The organism is Chryseolinea soli (assembly GCF_003589925.1).
Lineage (GTDB): Bacteria > Bacteroidota > Bacteroidia > Cytophagales > Cyclobacteriaceae > Chryseolinea > Chryseolinea soli.
Map to the genome: position 1 here is coordinate 1,892,251 of NZ_CP032382.1, position 18,523 is coordinate 1,910,773.

Sequence of the window (18,523 nt, forward strand, 5' to 3'; positions counted from 1 at the left end):
TCTTAAAAAAATAAATTTTCATATCGTAAAAACATCTCAATTGACTTTCCAGGATTTTAAATTTGACGAGAAGCTGTTGGAGGGATTGTCCTCCATGGGTTTCAACAACCCGACGCCTATTCAAGAGCAGGCCATTCCCAGCATTCTCGAAGGACACGACCTTATCGCCTGTGCCCAAACCGGCACGGGGAAAACGGCAGCTTACTTGCTGCCCATCTTGAACAATATCATCCACGCAGAAACACGGCACCTCAACACGCTGGTCATCGCTCCAACGCGCGAGCTGGCGCAACAGATCGACCAGCAGATTGAAGGCTTTGGCTATTTTATCGGTGTGAGCTCCATCTCTGTTTACGGTGGTGGCGACGGCGCTACCTGGGACCAGCAACGCCGGGCCCTGGAGCAAGGAGCCGACATCATCATTGCTACGCCCGGCCGGCTCATCGCCTTGCTGGCAACAGGAAAAATTGTGCTCGATCATTTGGAGCACCTGGTCTTGGATGAGGCCGACCGCATGCTGGACATGGGTTTCTTTGACGACATCGTGAAGATCATCAACTATCTTCCTAAAGACCGGCAAACCATTTTGTTCTCGGCCACCATGCCGCCGAAGATCCGGACGCTGGCCACCAAGATCCTCAATCAACCCAAAGAAATAAACATCGCCATTGCCAAACCGGCAGCGGGCATTCTGCAGCAGGCCTACGTCGTATACGACGCACAAAAGGCAGCCTTGATCAAGCATGTGCTAAAGAGCAATACGTGGAACAGTGTCATTCTTTTTGCCTCCACGAAGGAGACTGTGAAGAAACTGGACATCGCTTTCCAACGGGCGGGACTCCCCGCACGGGCTTTTCACTCCGACCTTGATCAAACCGAGCGTGAACAAATTTTGCGAGCGTTCAAGAACAAGCAGATCAACATGCTGATCGGTACGGATGTTTTGTCGAGAGGGATTGATGTGGAGGGCATCAGCATGGTGATCAACTATGATGTGCCGCCCGATCCGGAAGATTATGTACACCGCGTGGGTCGCACGGCCCGTGCTGAGACGACGGGTACGGCCATTACTTTTATCAACGAGAGAGATCAGGGCAAATTCTATAGCATCGAAAACCTCATTGGCGACACCATTCCCAAATTACCATTGCCCGAATCTATCGGTGCCGGCCCGGCTTACGAGCCACGCGCAAAGCGCAACGGCAACGGGCGAGATGGCGGCGGACGAGATGGCGGTAGTGGTTTCAAGAAGAGAAGAAATTTCCGCAAGGGCCCGCCGCGGAAAAAATAATCTACTTTTTATTCAGCACGGTGATCACCTCGTTGAGCTTTAGCAAAGCCTCAACGGGACTTACCGTATTGATGTCTACTTTTCCCAGCAATTCCTGGATTTCGGTGAACCGCGGATCGGAGGCGAACAAGCTCATCTGTGGTGTGGGCTTTGGCATTTCCTGGATCTTTTTCCGCTGTTCATTCTTGTGTTTATCCTTCTCCAAAAAATGAAGGATCTCATTGGCGCGCAACACCACTTTGTTGGGCATGCCGGCCAATTGCGCCACGTGAATCCCAAAGCTGTGTTCGCTGCCGCCTTCTTTCAGCTTGCGCATAAAGATGATGCGGTCGCCAACTTCCTTCACCGACACGTTGAAGTTTCTCACGCGCACCAGATCCTCTGCCAGTTGGTTCAACTCGTGATAGTGCGTGGCGAACAAGGTCTTCGGTCTGCAATCTTTGTGGTTGTGCAGATATTCCACGATGGCCCATGCAATGGACACGCCGTCGTAGGTGCTCGTGCCGCGGCCGATCTCGTCCATGAGAATGAGGCTTCGATCGCTGAGGTTGTTCAGGATGCTGGCCGTTTCGGTCATCTCCACCATGAATGTGGACTCGCCTCGCGAAAGATTGTCGGAGGCACCCACGCGGGTAAACACTTTGTCGACAATGCCTACTTCCGCCGCCTGGGCGGGCACGAAGCTTCCCATCTGAGCCATCAACACGATGAGCGCGGTTTGTCTTAGCAAGGCCGACTTACCGGCCATGTTGGGACCCGTGATGATGAGCAATTGTTCTTTGTCGCTGTCCAATAAAATATCGTTGGGCACGTAGGACTCTCCCACTGGCAGTTGTTTTTCAATAACCGGGTGTCTTCCTGCCGTGATGTTGAGCACGAGCGATTCGTTGATCTCCGGTTTCACGTAGCGGTTTGCCTTTGCGGTGAGCGCAAAGGACAACAGGCAATCCAACTGCGCCAGTACACGCGCATCTTGTTGAATTTTCGGGATAAAATCCATCGCGCTTTGGATCAGGGCGGTGAAGATGCGTTGCTCGATCACGCCGAGTTTGTCTTCCGCATGCAGGATCTTTTCTTCGTATACCTTCAACTCCTCGGTGATGTAGCGCTCGGCATTCACCAGGGTTTGTTTGCGGATCCAGTCGTTGGGAACTTTGTCTTTGTTGGCGTTGCTCACCTCTAGGTAATAGCCAAACACTTTGTTGTAGGAGATCTTCAGCGAGTTGATGCCGGTTCGTTCCACTTCCCGCTTCTGAATTTGAAGCAGATAATCTTTCCCCGAGAAAGCGATCTTTTGCAACTCATCCAATTCCGCATCGATGCCCTCCTTGATGAGGCCGCCCTGGTGAATGTTCAAGGGCGCATCTTCGCGCAGTTCGCGTTCAATTTTATCGAGCAGAATTTCGCAAGGATCAAGTTGGTCGCCCAGTTTTTTTAACACGGGAGATTCTTGTTTTTCCAAGGCCTGTTTGACGGGCTGAATACAGCGGAGTGAGCGCTTGAGCTGCAGCATCTCGCGCGGGTTGATGCGATTCACGGCCACCTTGGAGATGAGGCGCTCCAGGTCAAAGATCTGTTTGAGCGGTTCGGTCAAGCCATCGGCCAGGGTGGTGTCGTTGAAAAATTTTTCCACCACGGCAAGGCGCTCGTCGATGGCGGCTTTTTCTTTTAGGGGAAGGATCATCCACTTCCTCAACTGGCGCGAGCCCATGGGGGTGAGGGTGCGATCGAGTATGTCGATCAGGGGAACGCCGCCTTCCTGTTGGGCGTGCACGATCTCCAGATTTCGAATGGTGAATTTGTCCAGCCATACAAACTTGTCTTCGTCGATGCGCGAGATCGAAGAAATGTGCGACGTGTCTTTGTGTTCGGTGTCTTCGAGGTAGTGGAGAATGGCGCCGGCGGCGATCACGGCTTCGCCCATGCCTTCGATGCCAAAACCTTTTATGGAAGTGGTCTTGAATTGATGGGTCAGTTTTTCATACGCAAAATCAAATGCGTATACCCATTCGTCCAGAGCATAGACACTGTATTCGTCGCGGAAAAGATTTTCGAAATGTGCTTTGGACGATTTGCTGTAGATGATCTCCGAAGGAGCAAATCCCTGGATGAGTTTCAGCACATAATTCTCACTTCCCTGTGCAGCATAAAACTCGCCGGTGGAAACATCGAGGAAAGCAACGCCACAACTGTCTTTGGTCTTGAAGAGGGAGGCCAGGAAGTTGTTTTGTTTCCGGTCCAGCACATTATCGTTGAATGAGAGCCCCGGTGTGACCAACTCGGTAACGCCGCGCTTCACGATGCCCTTCACCGAACGTGGGTCCTCCAATTGGTCGCAGATGGCCACGCGATGACCCGCTCGCACCAGCTTGGGCAGATACGTGTCGAGGGAGTGATGGGGGAACCCAGCCAGTTCGGTTTCAGAGGCCGAGCCGTTACCGCGTTTGGTGAGCACGATGTCCAACACTTTGCTGGCGGCCACGGCATCCTGACCAAAGGTCTCATAGAAGTCGCCCACCCTGAACAGCAAAAGCGCACCGGGGTGTTTCGCCTTTATGGCGTTGTATTGCTTCATCAACGGGGTTTCTACGGGACTTGTGGTTGTGGCCATAAGGCGCAATTTATAAGGCTGAAGTCATAATTTGGAATTTTTGACGCGTGAGTTTCAGGTTTTAATGGCGGTTTTTCTTCTTATCCGACGTAGGGGGTCTGAAGGTCGGGTGTTAATTTCGCGCCATGAAAAAACTATCGCTGGACGAGTTGGGACGAATGTCGGTGGACGAGTTCAAGGAATCGCAGAAAATTCCCGTTTGCCTCGTGCTGGACAATCTCCGCAGCCTCCACAACGTGGGCTCCGCCTTCCGCACCGCCGACGCTTTCCGGATTGAAAAGATCTACCTGACCGGCATTACCGGCACCCCGCCCCATCGCGAAATCCAAAAGACGGCTCTGGGGGCCACCGAATCCGTGGCCTGGGAGCACGTGGAACATACCGCCGAACTCCTCAAAAAACTGAAGACGGAGGGGTATACCGTCATCATCGTGGAGCAAACCACGGCCAGCATTCCGCTGCACACCTTCCAGCCCAATTCAAACCAAAAATATTGCCTCGTCTTTGGTAACGAAGTGAACGGCGTATCCGAAGAAGCCGTGGCCGAAGCCGACCTGGCCCTGGAAATCCCGCAAGCCGGCACGAAACACTCGTTGAATGTCTCGGTTTGCCTGGGCATCGTGGTGTGGGACCTCTATAAAAAACTGAATGGCTGACCCCCGCTGGCCCCAGCCCTTTTGAAATTATTTCGCAACTTTGCCCTTCACTTCGTAACCGAAAAGAACGTGTCCGATCGCTATACCCAACGCGGTGTTTCCGCCTCTAAAGAAGATGTTCACCAGGCCATCAGCAAGCTCGACAAAGGCCTGTTCCCAAAAGCGTTCTGCAAGATCGTTCCCGACTACCTGGGCAACGACGACACGTTCTGCACCGTGATGCACGCCGACGGCGCGGGCACCAAATCCTCTTTGGCGTATTTGTATTGGAAGGAAACCGGCGACCTCTCCGTCTGGAAAGGCATTGCGCAGGATGCCATCATCATGAACATCGATGATCTGCTTTGTGTGGGCGCCACGGAAAATATTTTGCTGTCGTCCACCATCGGCCGCAATAAAAATTTTATTCCCGGCGAAGTGATCTCCGCCATCATCAACGGCACGGAAGAAGTGTTGGAGATGCTGCGCCAACATGGGTTGGGCATCACCAGCACCGGTGGCGAAACAGCCGACCTAGGTGACCTGGTGCGCACCATCGTCGTGGACAGCACGGTGGTGAGCCGCATGAAACGCGGCGCCGTCATCGACAACAGCCGCATTGCCGCGGGTGATGTGATCGTTGGCTTGTGCTCGTACGGTCAGGCTTCCTATGAAGATGCTTACAACGGGGGTATGGGAAGTAACGGGCTCACCTCGGCCCGTCATGATGTCTTTCATAAAGACTATGCTGCTGCATATCCCGAATCCTATGACAAAACCGTGCCTCCCGATCTCGTGTACACCGGCCGTTATAAAGTTACCGACACGGTCAAAGATGCGCCGGTGAATGTAGGCAAGCTCGTCCTGTCACCCACACGCACCTATGCGCCCATCATCATTGAGGTTTTAAAACATCTTCGCTCTCAAGTGCACGGCATGGTGCATTGCAGTGGGGGAGCACAAACTAAAGTATTGCACTTCATCGATGCTTTGCATGTGATAAAAGATAATCTCTTCGATGTGCCTCCGCTTTTCAGAATTATCCATGAAGAAAGCGGCACGGCCTACAAGGAAATGTACAAGGTCTTCAATATGGGTCACCGCATGGAACTGTATTTACCGCAACAACACGCGCAGCAGGTGATCGATATTTCGCGCAGCTTCAACGTAGAGGCTAAAGTCATTGGCCGGGTGGAGGCCGCTTCGCAAAAGCAGGTTACGGTGCGCAGCCCTTTCGGGGAATTTGTGTATTAACCCTCATTAACGCCCTTTCTACCCGCTTTTTCCTCCTGAATAATTTCTGGCACTGCATTTGTCTTTCTCTGGTCAAAGGACTGGTTCCTTCGAAAAATAAACCAAGTGCAGTATGAAAACGAAAGCAGCAAAACTTGCCCTCCTCCTGACGGCAGCGTTTTTTATCGGTTTGAATTTAGAATCAGGTGCACAATCGCGTGGACGTGGTAGAGGTCATGACCAGCATCAATCGGGCAACCAACACAACGGAAATCACGACAACGACCGGCATGATGGCCACCATGATAACGGTAGACACGCTAGCTATTACGATCATCGTGGTTCAGCATACCATGCCTATGAACCCAGCTATCGTCGCCTGCCACCCCAACGGGTAGTGGTGTACAGACAACAGGCTCCTCGTTACGTGTACTATCGCGACTATAATGTTTACTATGACTATACGCGCAACGCTTACATTTCTTTTTCCGGTCGCAATTGGGTCATAACGACTACCGTTCCGGTGGGGATGCGATATGTGAATCGTGCGGGGTTGGCCTGTGAGAATGTGGGCTATTACAATGACGACTTCCCGCAATACCTGGATCGCGGATGGTCGTACTAGAAGATATGGTTTTGGTTTAGGTTAAGTGGATTGAATGCGAAAGGCTGCTCCGAAAGGGGCAGCCTTTTTGTTGTTTGAAAGATGATATTCGCAGATCTTCTAACGAAGCAATTCGCGCGAGATCACCATCTTTTGTATTTCCGTAGTGCCTTCATAGATCTGTGTGATCTTGGCGTCGCGCATGAGGCGTTCCACGTGATATTCTTTTACATAGCCATAACCACCGTGGATCTGAACCGCTTCCGTGGTCACTTCCTGTGCGATTTGCGAGGCAAACAATTTGGCCATCGCCGCGGCTTTAACAAAGTCTTTCTTTTGATCCTTGAGCCACGCAGCCTGGTGCACCAGCAGTCGTGCAGCATCGATCTTGGTGGCCATGTCGGCCAGCTTGAACTGGATGGCCTGATGTTCGGAAAGGGTCTTGCCAAAGGCCTTTCGCTCTTTCGAATATTTTACAGCCAATTCATAGGCACCCGCGGCAATGCCCAATGCTTGCGAAGCAATGCCGATGCGGCCGCCGTTCAGGGTGGTCATGGCAAAGCTGAATCCAAACCCGTCGTCGCCAATGCGGTTTGCCTTGGGCACCTTCACATCGGTGAACATAAGTGAGTGCGTATCCGACCCGCGGATACCCATTTTGTCTTCCTTTTTACCGACGACAAAACCGGGCATGCCCTTTTCGACGATGAGGGCGTTGATGCCTTTGTGTTTTTTTGCCGCGTCGGTCTGGGCGATCACAACGTATACGCTGGCGGTACTGCCATTGGTGATCCAGTTCTTCGTTCCGTTCAGCAAGTAATAGTCGCCCTTATCTTCGGCGGTCGTGCGCTGACTGGTTGCATCGGATCCGGCTTCGGGTTCGGAAAGACAAAACGCTCCGATGCCCTGGACGGCAAGCTTCTTCAGGTATTTCTCTTTTTGTTCCTCGCTGCCATATTTCTCCAGCCCCCAGCACACCAGCGAATTGTTCACCGACATGCACACCGATGCCGATGCATCCACTTTCGAGATCTCTTCCATGGCCAGCACATAGGAAATGGAATCCATGCCGCCACCATTGTATTTGGGGTCTACCATCATGCCCAAAAATCCCAGTTCACCCATTTTTTTTATTTGCTCTACCGGGAATTTCTGATGTGTATCGCGTTCGATCACGCCGGGTAACAATTCATTTTGAGCAAAGTCGCGGGCGGCTTGCTGTACGGCAAAATGCTCTTCGGTCAATTGAAAATTCATATGCATTTAGGTTGGCCGTAAGAAACAAAAAAGGCCTGAGGTTTACTCAGGCCTGTAAGAATAAAATATCGTTTCGTGTGCTGTTGCGACGGGGTTACCGGTCGCGCGAGCCGAGGAATAACATCACGTAATAGAACAGCGTCGTCAACGCACCGATGGCGGCAACCACGTAGGTCATGGCGGCCCATTTCAAGGCGTCCTTGGCCATGTCATATTCCTGGTTGTTCACAATGCCACGGGCTTGTACCCAAGCCAACGCACGCTTGCTGGCGTCGAATTCTACGGGCAAGGTGACGAGTGCAAACAAAGCGAAAACGCCGTAACAGGCAATGATCACCAGCAGTGCCGTGCTCCAAGGCATAATGCCACGGAAAGCATACGAGCCGAAGATCATCAGCATGAAGATGACGTTGATCACCTGTGCGCTCACATTCTGGATCGGCACCAGGGCCGAGCGAAGTTGCAGCATGCCATACGCTTTCGCGTGTTGCACGGCGTGACCGCACTCGTGGGCTGCCACTGCGGTTGCGGCGGCATTCCTACCATGGTAAACGGCTTCGCTCAGGTTGACCGTTTTGGTAGCCGGGTTATAGTGATCCGACAACTCGCCTTGAACGCTAACCACCTGCACGTCGGTAATACCGTTGTCGGCCAGCATGAGGCGGGCCACATCGGCGCCCGTCAGGTCGCGGGTGAGATGGATTTGAGAATATTCGCGGAATTTACTTTTCAGCCGGCTGCTCACCATCCAACCGATGGCCATAAAGAAAAGACCGATTATTAAAGCTCCCATTTATCTATAGTTTTTTAGTTGCTCCAAATATATCAAGCTTTGCGCCAAACTCGAATATTATGACAAAACGGCATTTTTTATGCAGAAATGCCATGGCCCGAAGGCGGATCCCACAGCCCGCTCGCCCGCTGAAGCTTCAGCGAAGGAGGGGTTAAAACTTAAACGCCGCCATCACCAAAAAATTCGTTCCGGCCTGCGGAAAGTAATAATTCTCCCGGTACTCGGTTCCACCACCAAGATAGCCCCACGTATACCCATTCGACTGATATTTCTCATTCAAGAAATTATTCAGCAATCCGCTCAACGCGATCTCGCGCATAAACGACGGGTGGATGGTATACGTCAGCCGCAGGTCGTTAACAAAGTAGTCGTTAATGCGCCGGTTTTTATTGGATGTATTGTCCAGATATTGGGCACCCACATATTTTGAAAGCCAGGTGACCTCGACGTTCTTGAAAGGACGGTAGGAAAAACCCGAGCCCACAATCACGTTGGGAGAGAACGCAATGTCTGTGCTTTTATAGCTTCGCTTCACTTCCAGGTATTGATCGAAGTCCTGGCCATAGTCATACAGGACTTCGTTAAAGTTGCGGATCTTGTTGCGGCTCAACGTGACGTTGGCCGTCCACGAAAATTGCTGTGAAATGCGCAGCAACCCTTCCACTTCCACGCCGGTGCGATAGCTTCTGTCCACGTTCGTCCGCAAGGAAGCGCCCACGTCGTTCACCTTACCCGTGAGCACAAGTTGGTTGTGATAGTCCATGAGGTAATAGTTCACATTAAGCGCATAATTCTTTCCCGTGCGGCGATAGCCAACCTCCACGTTGTTCAAGGTTTCATGTTTAGGCACGGTGCCGTTGGGAGCATCCACAAAATCATCGCGCACAGGCTCGCGGTTAGCTACCGCATACGATCCGTAGAGTTGCTGATTGTCGGCCAACGCGTAAGTCAAACCGGCTTTCGGATTGAAGAAGGTGAAATTGGCATCGACATTTATCGGGTTCTGTTTATTCTCTATACCCGAGGTCGTGTAGAGAATTTTGCGAACCTGCAGATCCACATAACCCGAAAGCTTGTTGCTGAATTGATAACTGGTCTTCAGGTAAACATTGCCATCGCGCTTGTCGGCATTGTTAAAGTAATACCGGTATTCGGTAGGAACCGTGGCCACTTGTGCCCAGATGATCTCGCCGTAATGATCGCCTGTATAGCGGTTCCAGGCGCCGCCCAAAATGATATTCCAATTGTCCTTGTCGTAGTTGAGGGAATAGGTCAGCCCATAAAAATCATTGTTCAACCACCGCCTTCTCACCAGATCCGAAGAAGCAATGGTGGAGTCTCCAATCACGACAGGCGACAAACCGTAGGAAGCGAAATCATCGTTGTAGCGATACTCTTCATAGTAGCCTTTGCCCTTGGTGTAGTGCAGCGACACATTGGCCGTGAGCGCATCGTTCACACGCTGGGAGAAATGAAGCTGGTAGTGATTTTGTGTGTAGTCGTCTACTTGATTTTTGTACGTATACGGATTGAAGGTGCGACTATTGGAGTTCAGCAAGTTTTGTGTCTGGGCTTCATTCCAACCTTCGTTGGAGGCCGTGGTCATCATCGCTTCCACATCGTTGTGGAGACGCGATTCCGGCACACCGTACCAAGCCTGATACGTCCTTTCCTTACCACCGAAAACCACCGCTTTCAGCATGGTGCCTTTGTTGTAATAGCCTCCCGAAAAATAATACGATTGCAGATTGCTAGAGGCTCTGTCGATAAAGCCATCCGATTGGATCTTGGACACCCGGGCATCCACCACCCAATGATCGTCCAGCAAACCCGAACCCAATTGAAGCGTGTTGCGCAGCGTCCCAAAAGATCCGGCAGATGTGATGAGACTTGCATAGGGCGCATCGTTGCGCGTATTCGTCTGCAAATTAATGCTCGCCCCAAATGCACCCGCACCATTCGTTGAAGAGCCCACACCGCGCTGCACTTGAATGCTCTGCGACGAGGACGCGATATCGGGTATGTCCACCCAATACGATCCTTGCGACTCGCTGTCGTTGTAAGGAATGCCGTTCACGGTGACATTGATCCGGGTGGCATCACTCCCGCGAATCCGAATACCCGTATAGCCAACACCCGCGCCCGCGTCGGAAGTGGTCACCACCGACGGCGTCCAATTCAAAAGCATGGGCAGGTCCTGTCCGAAGTTTTGTTTCTGGATGGCTTGCTTGCTCACGTTGGTGAACGTGGTGGGCGTTTTGTCGTTGGCGCGCGTGGCGACAACCACCACTTCGTCGGTTACCTGGAGCGATTCTTCCAGGCTTACGGTAACGGGACCGCTAAGGGGCACCGTAACTTTTTCCTGTTTCACGATGTAGCCGAGAAATCTCACGGCCAGGGTAAATTCACCGGCCGGAACTTTCGAGAGGGTGAACCTCCCAAACTCATCGGCTACGGCAAACCGCTTGAGTTCCTGCATTTCCACGGTTGCACCGGGCAACGCGTGATGAGTCTTTGCATCTTCGACGGTTCCGTCGACAGCAAACTGTTGCGCATAGGCGCCTGCCGACCACAGCATGGCTGTGGCGACACATACTACTTTGAACATGTTGTTAAAAATGGTTTAAACCTGCAGCGCACAGGGGAATGCACCTGCTTACGTTTAACCTTGCCTTCCCTTCGGCCGCATTACCGGCATCAGGTTCTTTGGGTATGATCTCAGCCCGTTGTTTTATGGCACCCCTTGTCCTTTTCGGACGCACAAAGGTATATGCTGAAATTTTTAATTATCAACCTTCCGACCAAATACTTTTCGCAAAGGCAGTAAACAGCGCTGTTTCGGGATATTTATTTTCGCAGGAAATTGCAACTTTACGGACAAACCAACCCGCACCTCCATGTACAAAGCGTCGGTAAACCAGCAAGTGCTCAGCATCACATCAAATGATGGCGCGTTCCAGGTGGACGGCAAGCCCCTGAACTGGGACCTGGTAAAAATTTCGGATGGAAGATTTCACATCCAGTTGGACAACAAAGGCTACAACGCCGAGGTGGTGGCCGTGGAGAAAGAAACAAAATCGTTTCAGTTCAAGATCAACGGAAGACTCTATAAAGTTGCACTGAAAGACAAGTTCGACCTGCTGCTGGAGCAGATGGGCATGAACGGCGCGGCCGGCAGCAAGATAAATAATGTGAAAGCACCCATGCCCGGCCTGATCATCGACCTGCGGGTAAAAGAAGGTGACCCCGTAAAAACCGGCGATCCGCTGCTGATCCTGGAGGCGATGAAAATGGAGAACATCATCAAGGCCTCCGGCGACAGCGTGGTGAAATCCGTGAAGGTGAAAAAGGGTGAAAGCGTGGAGAAAAACCAGGTGTTGATCGAGTTCTGAAAAACCTTCTTCCGAAGCGTTTGGACGCACGTTTTTGCGGAATTTGCGGGGCGCCGTTTTTCAACCTTGCTGCTTCTGAATATATTGCGACACTTTTTTACGGCCTCATTAACCAATCCTGAATGAAATACAAGCGCATACTCCTCAAACTCAGCGGTGAAGCACTCCAGGGAGCATCCAAAAGCACCAACATCAATCCCGATGTGCTGGAGCAGTACTGTGCCGAGATCAAGGCGTTGCAGCAGGAAAAGGTAGAAATCGCCATCGTCATCGGCGGCGGCAACATTTTCCGGGGCGGCCAGGCCGAAGCCCTGGGAATCGACCGCGTGCAAGGCGACTATATGGGGATGCTGGCCACCGTGATCAATGCCATGGCCTTGCAAAGCGCCCTGGAGCGCCACGGCGTCTACACTCGTCTGATGTCGGGCATCAAAATGGAACAGGTGTGCGAGCCATTCATCCGCCGCAGGGCCATCCGCCACCTTGAAAAAGGAAGGATCGTCATTTTCGGCGCCGGCATTGGCAACCCCTACTTCACCACCGACTCCACCGCCAGCTTGCGCGCCGTGGAAGTACAGGCCGACGTCGTGCTGAAAGGCACCCGCGTGGACGGCGTCTACACCAAGGATCCCGAAAAATTCCCCGACGCCACGCGCTACACCAAGCTTTCGTTCCAGGAAGCCTACGAAAAGAATCTCAACATCATGGACATGACAGCCTTCACGCTCTGCATGGAGAACAATCTGCCCATCATTGTTTTTGATATGAACAAAAAAGGAAACCTGCTGAAGGTGGTGAAGGGCGAAGAGGCAGGAACCCTGATCAGTTAAAACGACACGACCACGCTTAGCTAATCACATAGTATCATGGAAGAAATTCAGTTATTCCTTGACGAGGCAAAGGACCTCATGACAAAAGGCCTCAACCACGTGAGCCACGAGCTCACCAAGATCCGCGCCGGCAAAGCCAACCCCGCCATGCTGGATGGCATCCTGGTGTCTTACTACGGTGCCATGACGCCCATCAACCAGGTGTCGTCCATGACTTCTCCCGATGCCCGGACCATCTTCATCAAACCCTGGGAGAAAGGAACGATCCCCGAAATTGAACGCGCCATCATAAACGCCAACCTGGGGCTCAATCCACAAAACGATGGACAGCAGGTGATCATCAACGTGCCCATGCTCACCGAAGAGCGACGCAAACAACTGGTGAAGCAAGTGGGCCAGGAGTGCGAGCATGGCAAAGTGAGCGTGCGCACCATCCGCAAGGAAACCAACGAGCAACTAAAAAAGATCAAGGGTGCATCGGAAGACGACGTGAAGAACGCCGAAGAAACCGTCCAAAAAATGACCGACGATTTTATCGCCCGCATCGACGCCCTCATGAAAAAGAAAGAAGCCGAGATCATGACCGTTTAAAGATCATTTTCCATCGACCTTATAAAAAGCCTGACAATTCGCGCCAGGCTTTTTTTATTTGTAGAGCCGACCTAAACCGCACCCTATGAAAGTTTCTGCCTCGCTCGTATCCATTGCTTTTTTCCTGATTGCCACCACTGCATTTCCGCAAAAGAAAAACGCACCGGTCCCCTACTATCCCGAACCCACACAATGGCAAACCAAAACACCCGCCGAGGCCGGTCTGAACGCCGACAAGCTGGCAGCTGCCATCGCGTTCGCGAAAGAAAAGGAAACAAAAAATCCCCGTAACCTCGAGGTATCACACTACCAAACCTATGGCAAAGAACCTTTCGGCGATGGCATCGGTCCCTTTGCCACGCGTGGTGAACCCACGGGCATCGTGGTGCGAAACGGCTACATCGTGGCCGAATGGGGCGAGCCGTTGCGGGTGGACATGACCTTTAGCGTGACCAAGAGCTTTCTCTCCTCCGTGGTGGGCGTGGCCTACGACAAAGGGATGATCCCCGATATTTATGACTCCGTCTACAAAGTGATGGCGCCCGTGAACGTATACAACCCTATGCCTGGAGCAAACAAAGCCGATCACTTTGGAGAACCCTCGCTCATCCGTCTTTTCGACACGCCACACAACCGGACCATCTCCTGGAACGACCTGCTTCGTCAAACCAGCGATTGGGAAGGCACACTTTGGGGAAAACCGGAATGGGCCGACCGCCCCGGAACCAATCCCGCGGAATGGCAAACCCGTCCGCGCTCCAAACCCGGAGCGGTTTATGAATACAACGATGTGCGGGTGAACGTGCTCGCGCTGGCAACGCTAAACCTCTGGCGCAGGCCCCTTCCACAAGTGTTGAAGGAATACATCATGGACCCCATCGGTGCATCGCCATCGTGGCGGTGGATGGGCTATGAAAATTCGTGGGTGGTTTTGGATGGACAATTGGTGCAGGCCGTGGGTGGCGGAGGCCACTGGGGCGGAGGCATGTTCATCAACGCCAGGGATATGGCACGGTTCGGCTACCTGACTTTGCGCAGGGGAAAATGGAAAAACACACAACTGTTGTCTGACAAATGGGTGACCTGGGCCCTCACACCCACACCGGCGCAACCCACTTATGGTTTCATGAATTGGTTTTTGAATACCGACAAAAAATATCTTCCAAGCGCTCCTGCTACGGCATTTGCTCACATTGGCAACGGCACCAACATGATCTATGTTGACCCCGAACACGACCTGGTGGTGGTGACCCGGTGGATCGACAACGCTGCGCTCGATGGCTTCGTGCAACGCATACTCGAAGCCGTAGAAAAATAAAACGCCCGAACTCGAAGTAGCAACCCGAGTGCTTCCTGAACAATGCCCGTGGACCGGTCGTTAATAACAAAAAAACACCCATGCCCGAGCTGCCGGAAGTAGAAAGTTTCAAACGCTATTTTGACAAAACATCCCTGGGTCAAAAAATAAAACACGTCCGGCTCGCCGCTCCGGGAATGCTTTTTCATTCCACAGAAAAAGACGTATTGGATAACCTGGAAGGTAACACGTTCACAGAAACCCGGCGACATGGAAAGTTTTTCTTTGCGCTCCTCAAGCGCAACGGCGCACTCATGCTACACTTCGGTATGACGGGAGACCTGGTGTATTATAAACCCGACAAAAACTCGCTTACACGTTTTGCCCTCCTCATCGAATTTGCGAACGGAAAAAATCTGGCCTTTCAGGACACCCGCAAGTTGGGGATGATCGGTTGGGTCGACGATGTCGACGCCTTCATCCAACGCCAGGGCTATGGAGAAGATGCTTTAAAAATATCGGAGAAGGAATTCGTGGCATCACTTCGGAAGCGAAAGACCGCGATCAAAACGGCGATCATGAACCAGCGTGTTGTTGCGGGAGTGGGGAATGAGTATTCGGATGAAATTCTTTTCCGGGCACGCATTCACCCGGAGAGTCCGGCGAACGCCTTGCGAGAAGCGCAATTGAAAGAGATCCATTCCCACATGAAATCCGTTCTGAAGGTAGCCGTAAAAAAACGAGCCGATCAGAAAGAAATGTCTGAATTCTTCTTTTTGGAAAACCGGAAGGCGGGATTGAAATGCCCTGAAGGATGCAAGGGCTTTACGGAGTTTAAGACGATTGGCGGACGTTCGGCTTATTTCTGTCCGGCGTGTCAAAAACTTTATACGCAGCGCCCGTCAAACCGACAGGCGCTACGCAAAAGCATCAGGAAGTGAGTTGAATTTCTTCGCCTTCCCGGTTAAGGAATTTGTATTCGGTAATGGCCATGGAAGTATCCTTCACCATTTTCACCCAGCGCTTGTATTTGAAATACCAACGCATGCGTTCGGAAATGAAACCGTTGGTGAAGTAGGCATACAAATACGGGTGAAGCGCCAACACGAGATCTTTCTCGTTCTGTTTCACCAGCAGGTGTTCAATATTTTTCTCGATGAGATCCGAAATGAGAATGGACGCGGTGATCTTGCCGGTGCCGTTGCAGGTAGGGCAAACTTCCTTCGTGGCGATGTTCATCTGCGGGCGAACACGCTCGCGGGTGATTTGCATAAGCCCGAATTTCGACAGGGGCAACACGGTGGATTTCGCCTTGTCGTCCATCATCTCATCTTTCATGATCTTAAAGATGAGCTTCTTGTTCTCGGGGTTCTTCATGTCGATGAAGTCCACCACGATGATCCCGCCCATATCGCGCAACCTAAGCTGACGGGCAATCTCTTTGGCGGCCTCCATATTCACGGAGAGCGCCGTCGTTTCCTGGTTTTCTTCCCGGTTCGACTTGTTGCCGCTGTTCACGTCGATGACGTGGAGGGCTTCCGTGTGCTCGATGATGAGATAACCTCCCGCACGCAAGCTCACGGTTTGTCCGAAAGCCGATTTGATCTGGCGTTCGATGCCGTAGTGTTCGAAGATCTTGGCCTTGCCGTTATACAGCTTGACGATCTTCTCCTTGTCAGGAGCGATGGTATGGATGTAGGTCTTCACATCCTCGTAGATCTTCTTATCGTCTACATGGATGTTGTCGAACGACTCGTTGAGCATGTCGCGCAACAGCGACGATGTTTTGTCCAGTTCGCCGATGATCTTTTCGCGGGGTTGGGCATTGACGAGGCGTGTCATGCCTTCTTCCCAGGTGGTCACCATCGAGCGCAGGTCGCGGTCGAGTTCGGCTACTTCCTTGTTTTCGGCTACGGTGCGGATGATCACCCCGAAATTGGGTGGCTTAATGGATTGGATGAGGCGAAGCAAGCGCTTGCGCTCTTCGCTGCTCGTAATTTTTTTCGAGACGCTTACGGCATTGGAAAATGGTACCAATACCAGGTATCGCCCGGCCAGGGATAGCTCACAGGATAGTCGGGGCCCTTTTGTGGAGATCGGCTCTTTAACAATCTGGACCGGTATCAATTGATTCTTGGACAACTGCTGGGTAATTTTCCCATGCTTGTCGATGTCCTGTTCCGGCGAGAATTTGTCAAGTTTTCCACCATTGATCTTTTTGGCGCGCACCAGCTTCGTAAACTTTTGAAGCGAGCTGAATTGAGGGCCGAGATCGAGGTAATGAAGAAAGGCGTCTTTATCGTAACCAACATCGATGAAAGCTGCATTAAGCCCCTGAACCACCTTTTTAACAGTGCCCAGGTAGATGTCGCCTACCGTGAACTTGGTTCCTTCTTCTTCATTGTGGAATTCAACCAGTGTCTTGTCTTTGAGAAGGGCTATACGACATCCGTCCTGAGTGGCACTAATGATTAGTTCGTTACTCAAAACCTTAGAAATTAAAAATAAAAAGATGTGTATAGGCCGGCTCGTGATGAGCCGGCAATTCAATCGGTGACCCGATTATTTCTTCTTGTGCCTGTTCTTTCTAAGACGCTTCTTCCGCTTGTGCGTTGCCATTTTATGCTTCTTTCTTTTCTTACCGCTTGGCATAGTAATGTTTTAATTTTTATCCCCCACGATGGCGGACGGTTTAACAATTATTTTAAATCCTTCAGATAAGAATCCACGGTAGCTTGCACCGCCGGATCATTATCCATTTGTTTCACTTTGTCGAACTGCTCCTTCGCCTTTGCTTTGTCGCCGAGGTTCATCCAGGCGATGCCCAATAAGAGTTGGGCTTGCGTGTGCTTGGGGTCGAGCTTCACCAGGGTCTCCAACCGCTCAACGGCCTTGTCGTATTGGCCGGATTGAAACGAGAGCATACCCATGTTAAAGAGTGCCAGTTCATTTTTCGGATCTGTAGCCAACACTTCGCGCAACATCGTGATGCCCTGCATCGGACTCGGCGACGTGACGTAGGTCATGGCCATCTTCGTTTTTATGTCGAGGTTCTTGGGGTTTGCGTCCAGGGCCTTTCCATAAAACTCACGGGTCTTTTCGGCGAGCTGTTCTTGCTTGCCTTTTTCGACTGCGAAGGTGTAGGCCTGGTAATAGAGATCACCTGCCTTGATCCAACTTTCAGTAGTATTTAAGAACGTCGATGCTTCTTCAGCAAACCAAGCCGCACTGTCAAATTTTCCAGCCGTTTGGTACAATTTTGCCAAAGAGTCGGCAAAGATAGCATTTTTTTCTTTCGCCGCACTTTCCCGCAACTGAACCCGCAAAATTCGGATCCGGTCCAGCACCTCGCGTGGCGCTTGCGCATGCATGTCGGCCGCCGGCGCCTGGGCAGAGTCGGTGGTGTTTTCGGTCAGCTTTTTGTCATTGTCCACCACTACCTTGGGCAATAGGAAGATCAGCCATATGACAATGACGCTGACAACGATCAATAGAATCCTGGTTTTGAGCATGGGGTTGAAGGCGAGCGGTTAGTTTAGGATGGGCGCTGGATGTAGCGCCCTGTTTTCCATCACCGTGTCGTTGAAGCCTCTGGAATTAAGGTTCTACTTCTCTTCCAGTTGCTTTACCTTGTCGCTGTTCTTGATCTTGTTCACGAAGATCTTGGCCGGTTTGAAGCTGGGCACAAAATGCTCGTCAATGACCAAAGCGGTATTGCGTGAAATGTTGCGGGCTATCTTTTTCTTGCGCTTTTTGTTGATAAAGCTGCCAAAACCACGGATGTAGATGTTGTTGCCATTGGACATGGAGGTTTTCACAACGCTGAAGAAGGCTTCCACCGATGCGGTAACGTCGGCTTTGTCTACTCCGGTCTTTTCAGCGATTTCATTGATGATGTCTGCTTTGGTCACAGTGTTATATTTTTAAGTCGAAAAATTTTCGGGAGGGCAAATTTAAAGGCTGCCCCCAGAATTAAAAATGAATATTGA

Annotated in this window: 16 protein-coding genes and 1 riboswitch; of the genes, 9 read left to right on the forward strand and 7 right to left on the reverse strand. The window is 51.6% G+C overall.

Going from position 1 to position 18,523, the window contains the following annotated elements; genetic code table 11:
• Positions 1-40: 40 nt before the first annotated feature.
• Entirely contained in the window at positions 41-1,291 is a 1,251-nt protein-coding gene (locus D4L85_RS08165; protein ID WP_119753862.1) for a DEAD/DEAH box helicase, read from the forward strand.
• Position 1,292: 1 nt separating this feature from the next.
• Here D4L85_RS08165 and mutS read toward each other — a convergent pair whose 3' ends face one another.
• Entirely contained in the window at positions 1,293-3,902 is a 2,610-nt protein-coding gene (mutS, locus tag D4L85_RS08170; RefSeq protein ID WP_228450811.1) for a DNA mismatch repair protein MutS, read from the reverse strand.
• Positions 3,903-4,027: 125 nt separating this feature from the next.
• On the opposite strand from mutS, the gene D4L85_RS08175 reads away from it, so the two are divergent.
• The 3 genes from D4L85_RS08175 to D4L85_RS34375 all read left to right on the forward strand — a co-directional run bounded on the left by D4L85_RS08175 (position 4,028) and on the right by D4L85_RS34375 (position 6,395).
• Positions 4,028-4,558 (forward strand): RNA methyltransferase, encoded by a 531-nt coding sequence (locus tag D4L85_RS08175; RefSeq protein ID WP_119753863.1) that lies wholly within the window; start codon positions 4,028-4,030, stop codon positions 4,556-4,558.
• A 69-nt stretch (positions 4,559-4,627) separates the two neighbouring features.
• Positions 4,628-5,791, forward strand: a complete 1,164-nt coding sequence (locus D4L85_RS08180) for an AIR synthase related protein (protein ID WP_119758703.1) — start codon at positions 4,628-4,630, stop codon at positions 5,789-5,791.
• A gap of 112 nt (positions 5,792-5,903) precedes the next feature.
• On the forward strand, positions 5,904-6,395 hold the full coding sequence (locus D4L85_RS34375; RefSeq protein WP_160143604.1) for a hypothetical protein: 492 nt from the start codon (positions 5,904-5,906) through the stop codon (positions 6,393-6,395).
• Between the two features lie 99 nt (positions 6,396-6,494).
• Here the strand turns inward: D4L85_RS34375 and D4L85_RS08190 are convergent, their stop codons facing one another.
• From D4L85_RS08190 to D4L85_RS08200, 3 genes are all read right to left on the reverse strand, one after another.
• Positions 6,495-7,631, reverse strand: a complete 1,137-nt coding sequence (locus tag D4L85_RS08190) for an acyl-CoA dehydrogenase (RefSeq protein WP_119753865.1) — start codon at positions 7,629-7,631, stop codon at positions 6,495-6,497.
• Between the two features lie 94 nt (positions 7,632-7,725).
• Positions 7,726-8,424 carry a zinc metallopeptidase gene (locus D4L85_RS08195; protein ID WP_119753866.1) on the reverse strand — a complete coding sequence of 233 codons (699 nt, stop codon included), beginning with the start codon at positions 8,422-8,424 and terminating at the stop codon, positions 7,726-7,728.
• Between the two features lie 151 nt (positions 8,425-8,575).
• Positions 8,576-11,032: a TonB-dependent receptor gene (locus tag D4L85_RS08200; RefSeq protein ID WP_119753867.1), complete on the reverse strand. Its 2,457-nt coding sequence runs from the start codon at positions 11,030-11,032 to the stop codon at positions 8,576-8,578.
• Positions 11,033-11,081: 49 nt separating this feature from the next.
• Positions 11,082-11,178: riboswitch (TPP riboswitch) on the reverse strand.
• A gap of 143 nt (positions 11,179-11,321) precedes the next feature.
• On the opposite strand from D4L85_RS08200, the gene D4L85_RS08205 reads away from it, so the two are divergent.
• The 5 genes from D4L85_RS08205 to D4L85_RS08225 all read left to right on the forward strand — a co-directional run bounded on the left by D4L85_RS08205 (position 11,322) and on the right by D4L85_RS08225 (position 15,475).
• A complete protein-coding gene (locus D4L85_RS08205) occupies positions 11,322-11,816 on the forward strand; it encodes a biotin/lipoyl-containing protein (RefSeq protein WP_119753868.1) in 495 nt (164 codons plus the stop codon).
• Positions 11,817-11,938: 122 nt separating this feature from the next.
• On the forward strand, positions 11,939-12,646 hold the full coding sequence (gene pyrH, locus D4L85_RS08210) for a UMP kinase (RefSeq protein ID WP_073142968.1): 708 nt from the start codon (positions 11,939-11,941) through the stop codon (positions 12,644-12,646).
• A 36-nt stretch (positions 12,647-12,682) separates the two neighbouring features.
• On the forward strand, positions 12,683-13,237 hold the full coding sequence (gene frr / locus D4L85_RS08215; RefSeq protein ID WP_119753869.1) for a ribosome recycling factor: 555 nt from the start codon (positions 12,683-12,685) through the stop codon (positions 13,235-13,237).
• Positions 13,238-13,322: 85 nt separating this feature from the next.
• Positions 13,323-14,555, forward strand: a complete 1,233-nt coding sequence (locus D4L85_RS08220; RefSeq protein WP_119753870.1) for a serine hydrolase domain-containing protein — start codon at positions 13,323-13,325, stop codon at positions 14,553-14,555.
• Between the two features lie 80 nt (positions 14,556-14,635).
• Complete coding sequence (locus tag D4L85_RS08225; protein WP_119753871.1) at positions 14,636-15,475, forward strand: Fpg/Nei family DNA glycosylase; 840 nt, start codon at positions 14,636-14,638, stop codon at positions 15,473-15,475.
• Here D4L85_RS08225 and D4L85_RS08230 read toward each other — a convergent pair.
• From D4L85_RS08230 to D4L85_RS08240, 3 genes are all read right to left on the reverse strand, one after another.
• On the reverse strand, positions 15,465-17,021 hold the full coding sequence (locus tag D4L85_RS08230) for an Rne/Rng family ribonuclease (protein WP_119753872.1): 1,557 nt from the start codon (positions 17,019-17,021) through the stop codon (positions 15,465-15,467). The two genes, D4L85_RS08225 and D4L85_RS08230, sit on opposite strands and share 11 nt — an antisense overlap.
• A gap of 212 nt (positions 17,022-17,233) precedes the next feature.
• Positions 17,234-18,046: a tetratricopeptide repeat protein gene (locus tag D4L85_RS08235; RefSeq protein WP_119753873.1), complete on the reverse strand. Its 813-nt coding sequence runs from the start codon at positions 18,044-18,046 to the stop codon at positions 17,234-17,236.
• Between the two features lie 93 nt (positions 18,047-18,139).
• Positions 18,140-18,445, reverse strand: a complete 306-nt coding sequence (locus D4L85_RS08240) for an HU family DNA-binding protein (protein ID WP_073142978.1) — start codon at positions 18,443-18,445, stop codon at positions 18,140-18,142.
• Positions 18,446-18,523: the final 78 nt, after the last annotated feature.

Excerpts from the sequence above, each read along its gene's own strand:
- D4L85_RS34375 (WP_160143604.1), top strand. The coding sequence starts at position 5,904 with ATGAAAACGAAAGCAGCAAAACTTGCCCTCCTCCTGACGGCAGCGTTT.
- D4L85_RS08175 (WP_119753863.1), top strand. The coding sequence starts at position 4,028 with ATGAAAAAACTATCGCTGGACGAGTTGGGACGAATGTCGGTGGACGAG.
- D4L85_RS08190 (WP_119753865.1), bottom strand. The coding sequence starts at position 7,631 with ATGAATTTTCAATTGACCGAAGAGCATTTTGCCGTACAGCAAGCCGCC.
- mutS (WP_228450811.1), bottom strand. The coding sequence starts at position 3,902 with ATGGCCACAACCACAAGTCCCGTAGAAACCCCGTTGATGAAGCAATAC.
- D4L85_RS08225 (WP_119753871.1), top strand. The coding sequence starts at position 14,636 with ATGCCCGAGCTGCCGGAAGTAGAAAGTTTCAAACGCTATTTTGACAAA.
- D4L85_RS08195 (WP_119753866.1), bottom strand. The coding sequence starts at position 8,424 with ATGGGAGCTTTAATAATCGGTCTTTTCTTTATGGCCATCGGTTGGATG.
- D4L85_RS08200 (WP_119753867.1), bottom strand. The coding sequence starts at position 11,032 with ATGTTCAAAGTAGTATGTGTCGCCACAGCCATGCTGTGGTCGGCAGGC.
- frr (WP_119753869.1), top strand. The coding sequence starts at position 12,683 with ATGGAAGAAATTCAGTTATTCCTTGACGAGGCAAAGGACCTCATGACA.
- D4L85_RS08235 (WP_119753873.1), bottom strand. The coding sequence starts at position 18,046 with ATGCTCAAAACCAGGATTCTATTGATCGTTGTCAGCGTCATTGTCATA.
- D4L85_RS08220 (WP_119753870.1), top strand. The coding sequence starts at position 13,323 with ATGAAAGTTTCTGCCTCGCTCGTATCCATTGCTTTTTTCCTGATTGCC.
- pyrH (WP_073142968.1), top strand. The coding sequence starts at position 11,939 with ATGAAATACAAGCGCATACTCCTCAAACTCAGCGGTGAAGCACTCCAG.
- D4L85_RS08205 (WP_119753868.1), top strand. The coding sequence starts at position 11,322 with ATGTACAAAGCGTCGGTAAACCAGCAAGTGCTCAGCATCACATCAAAT.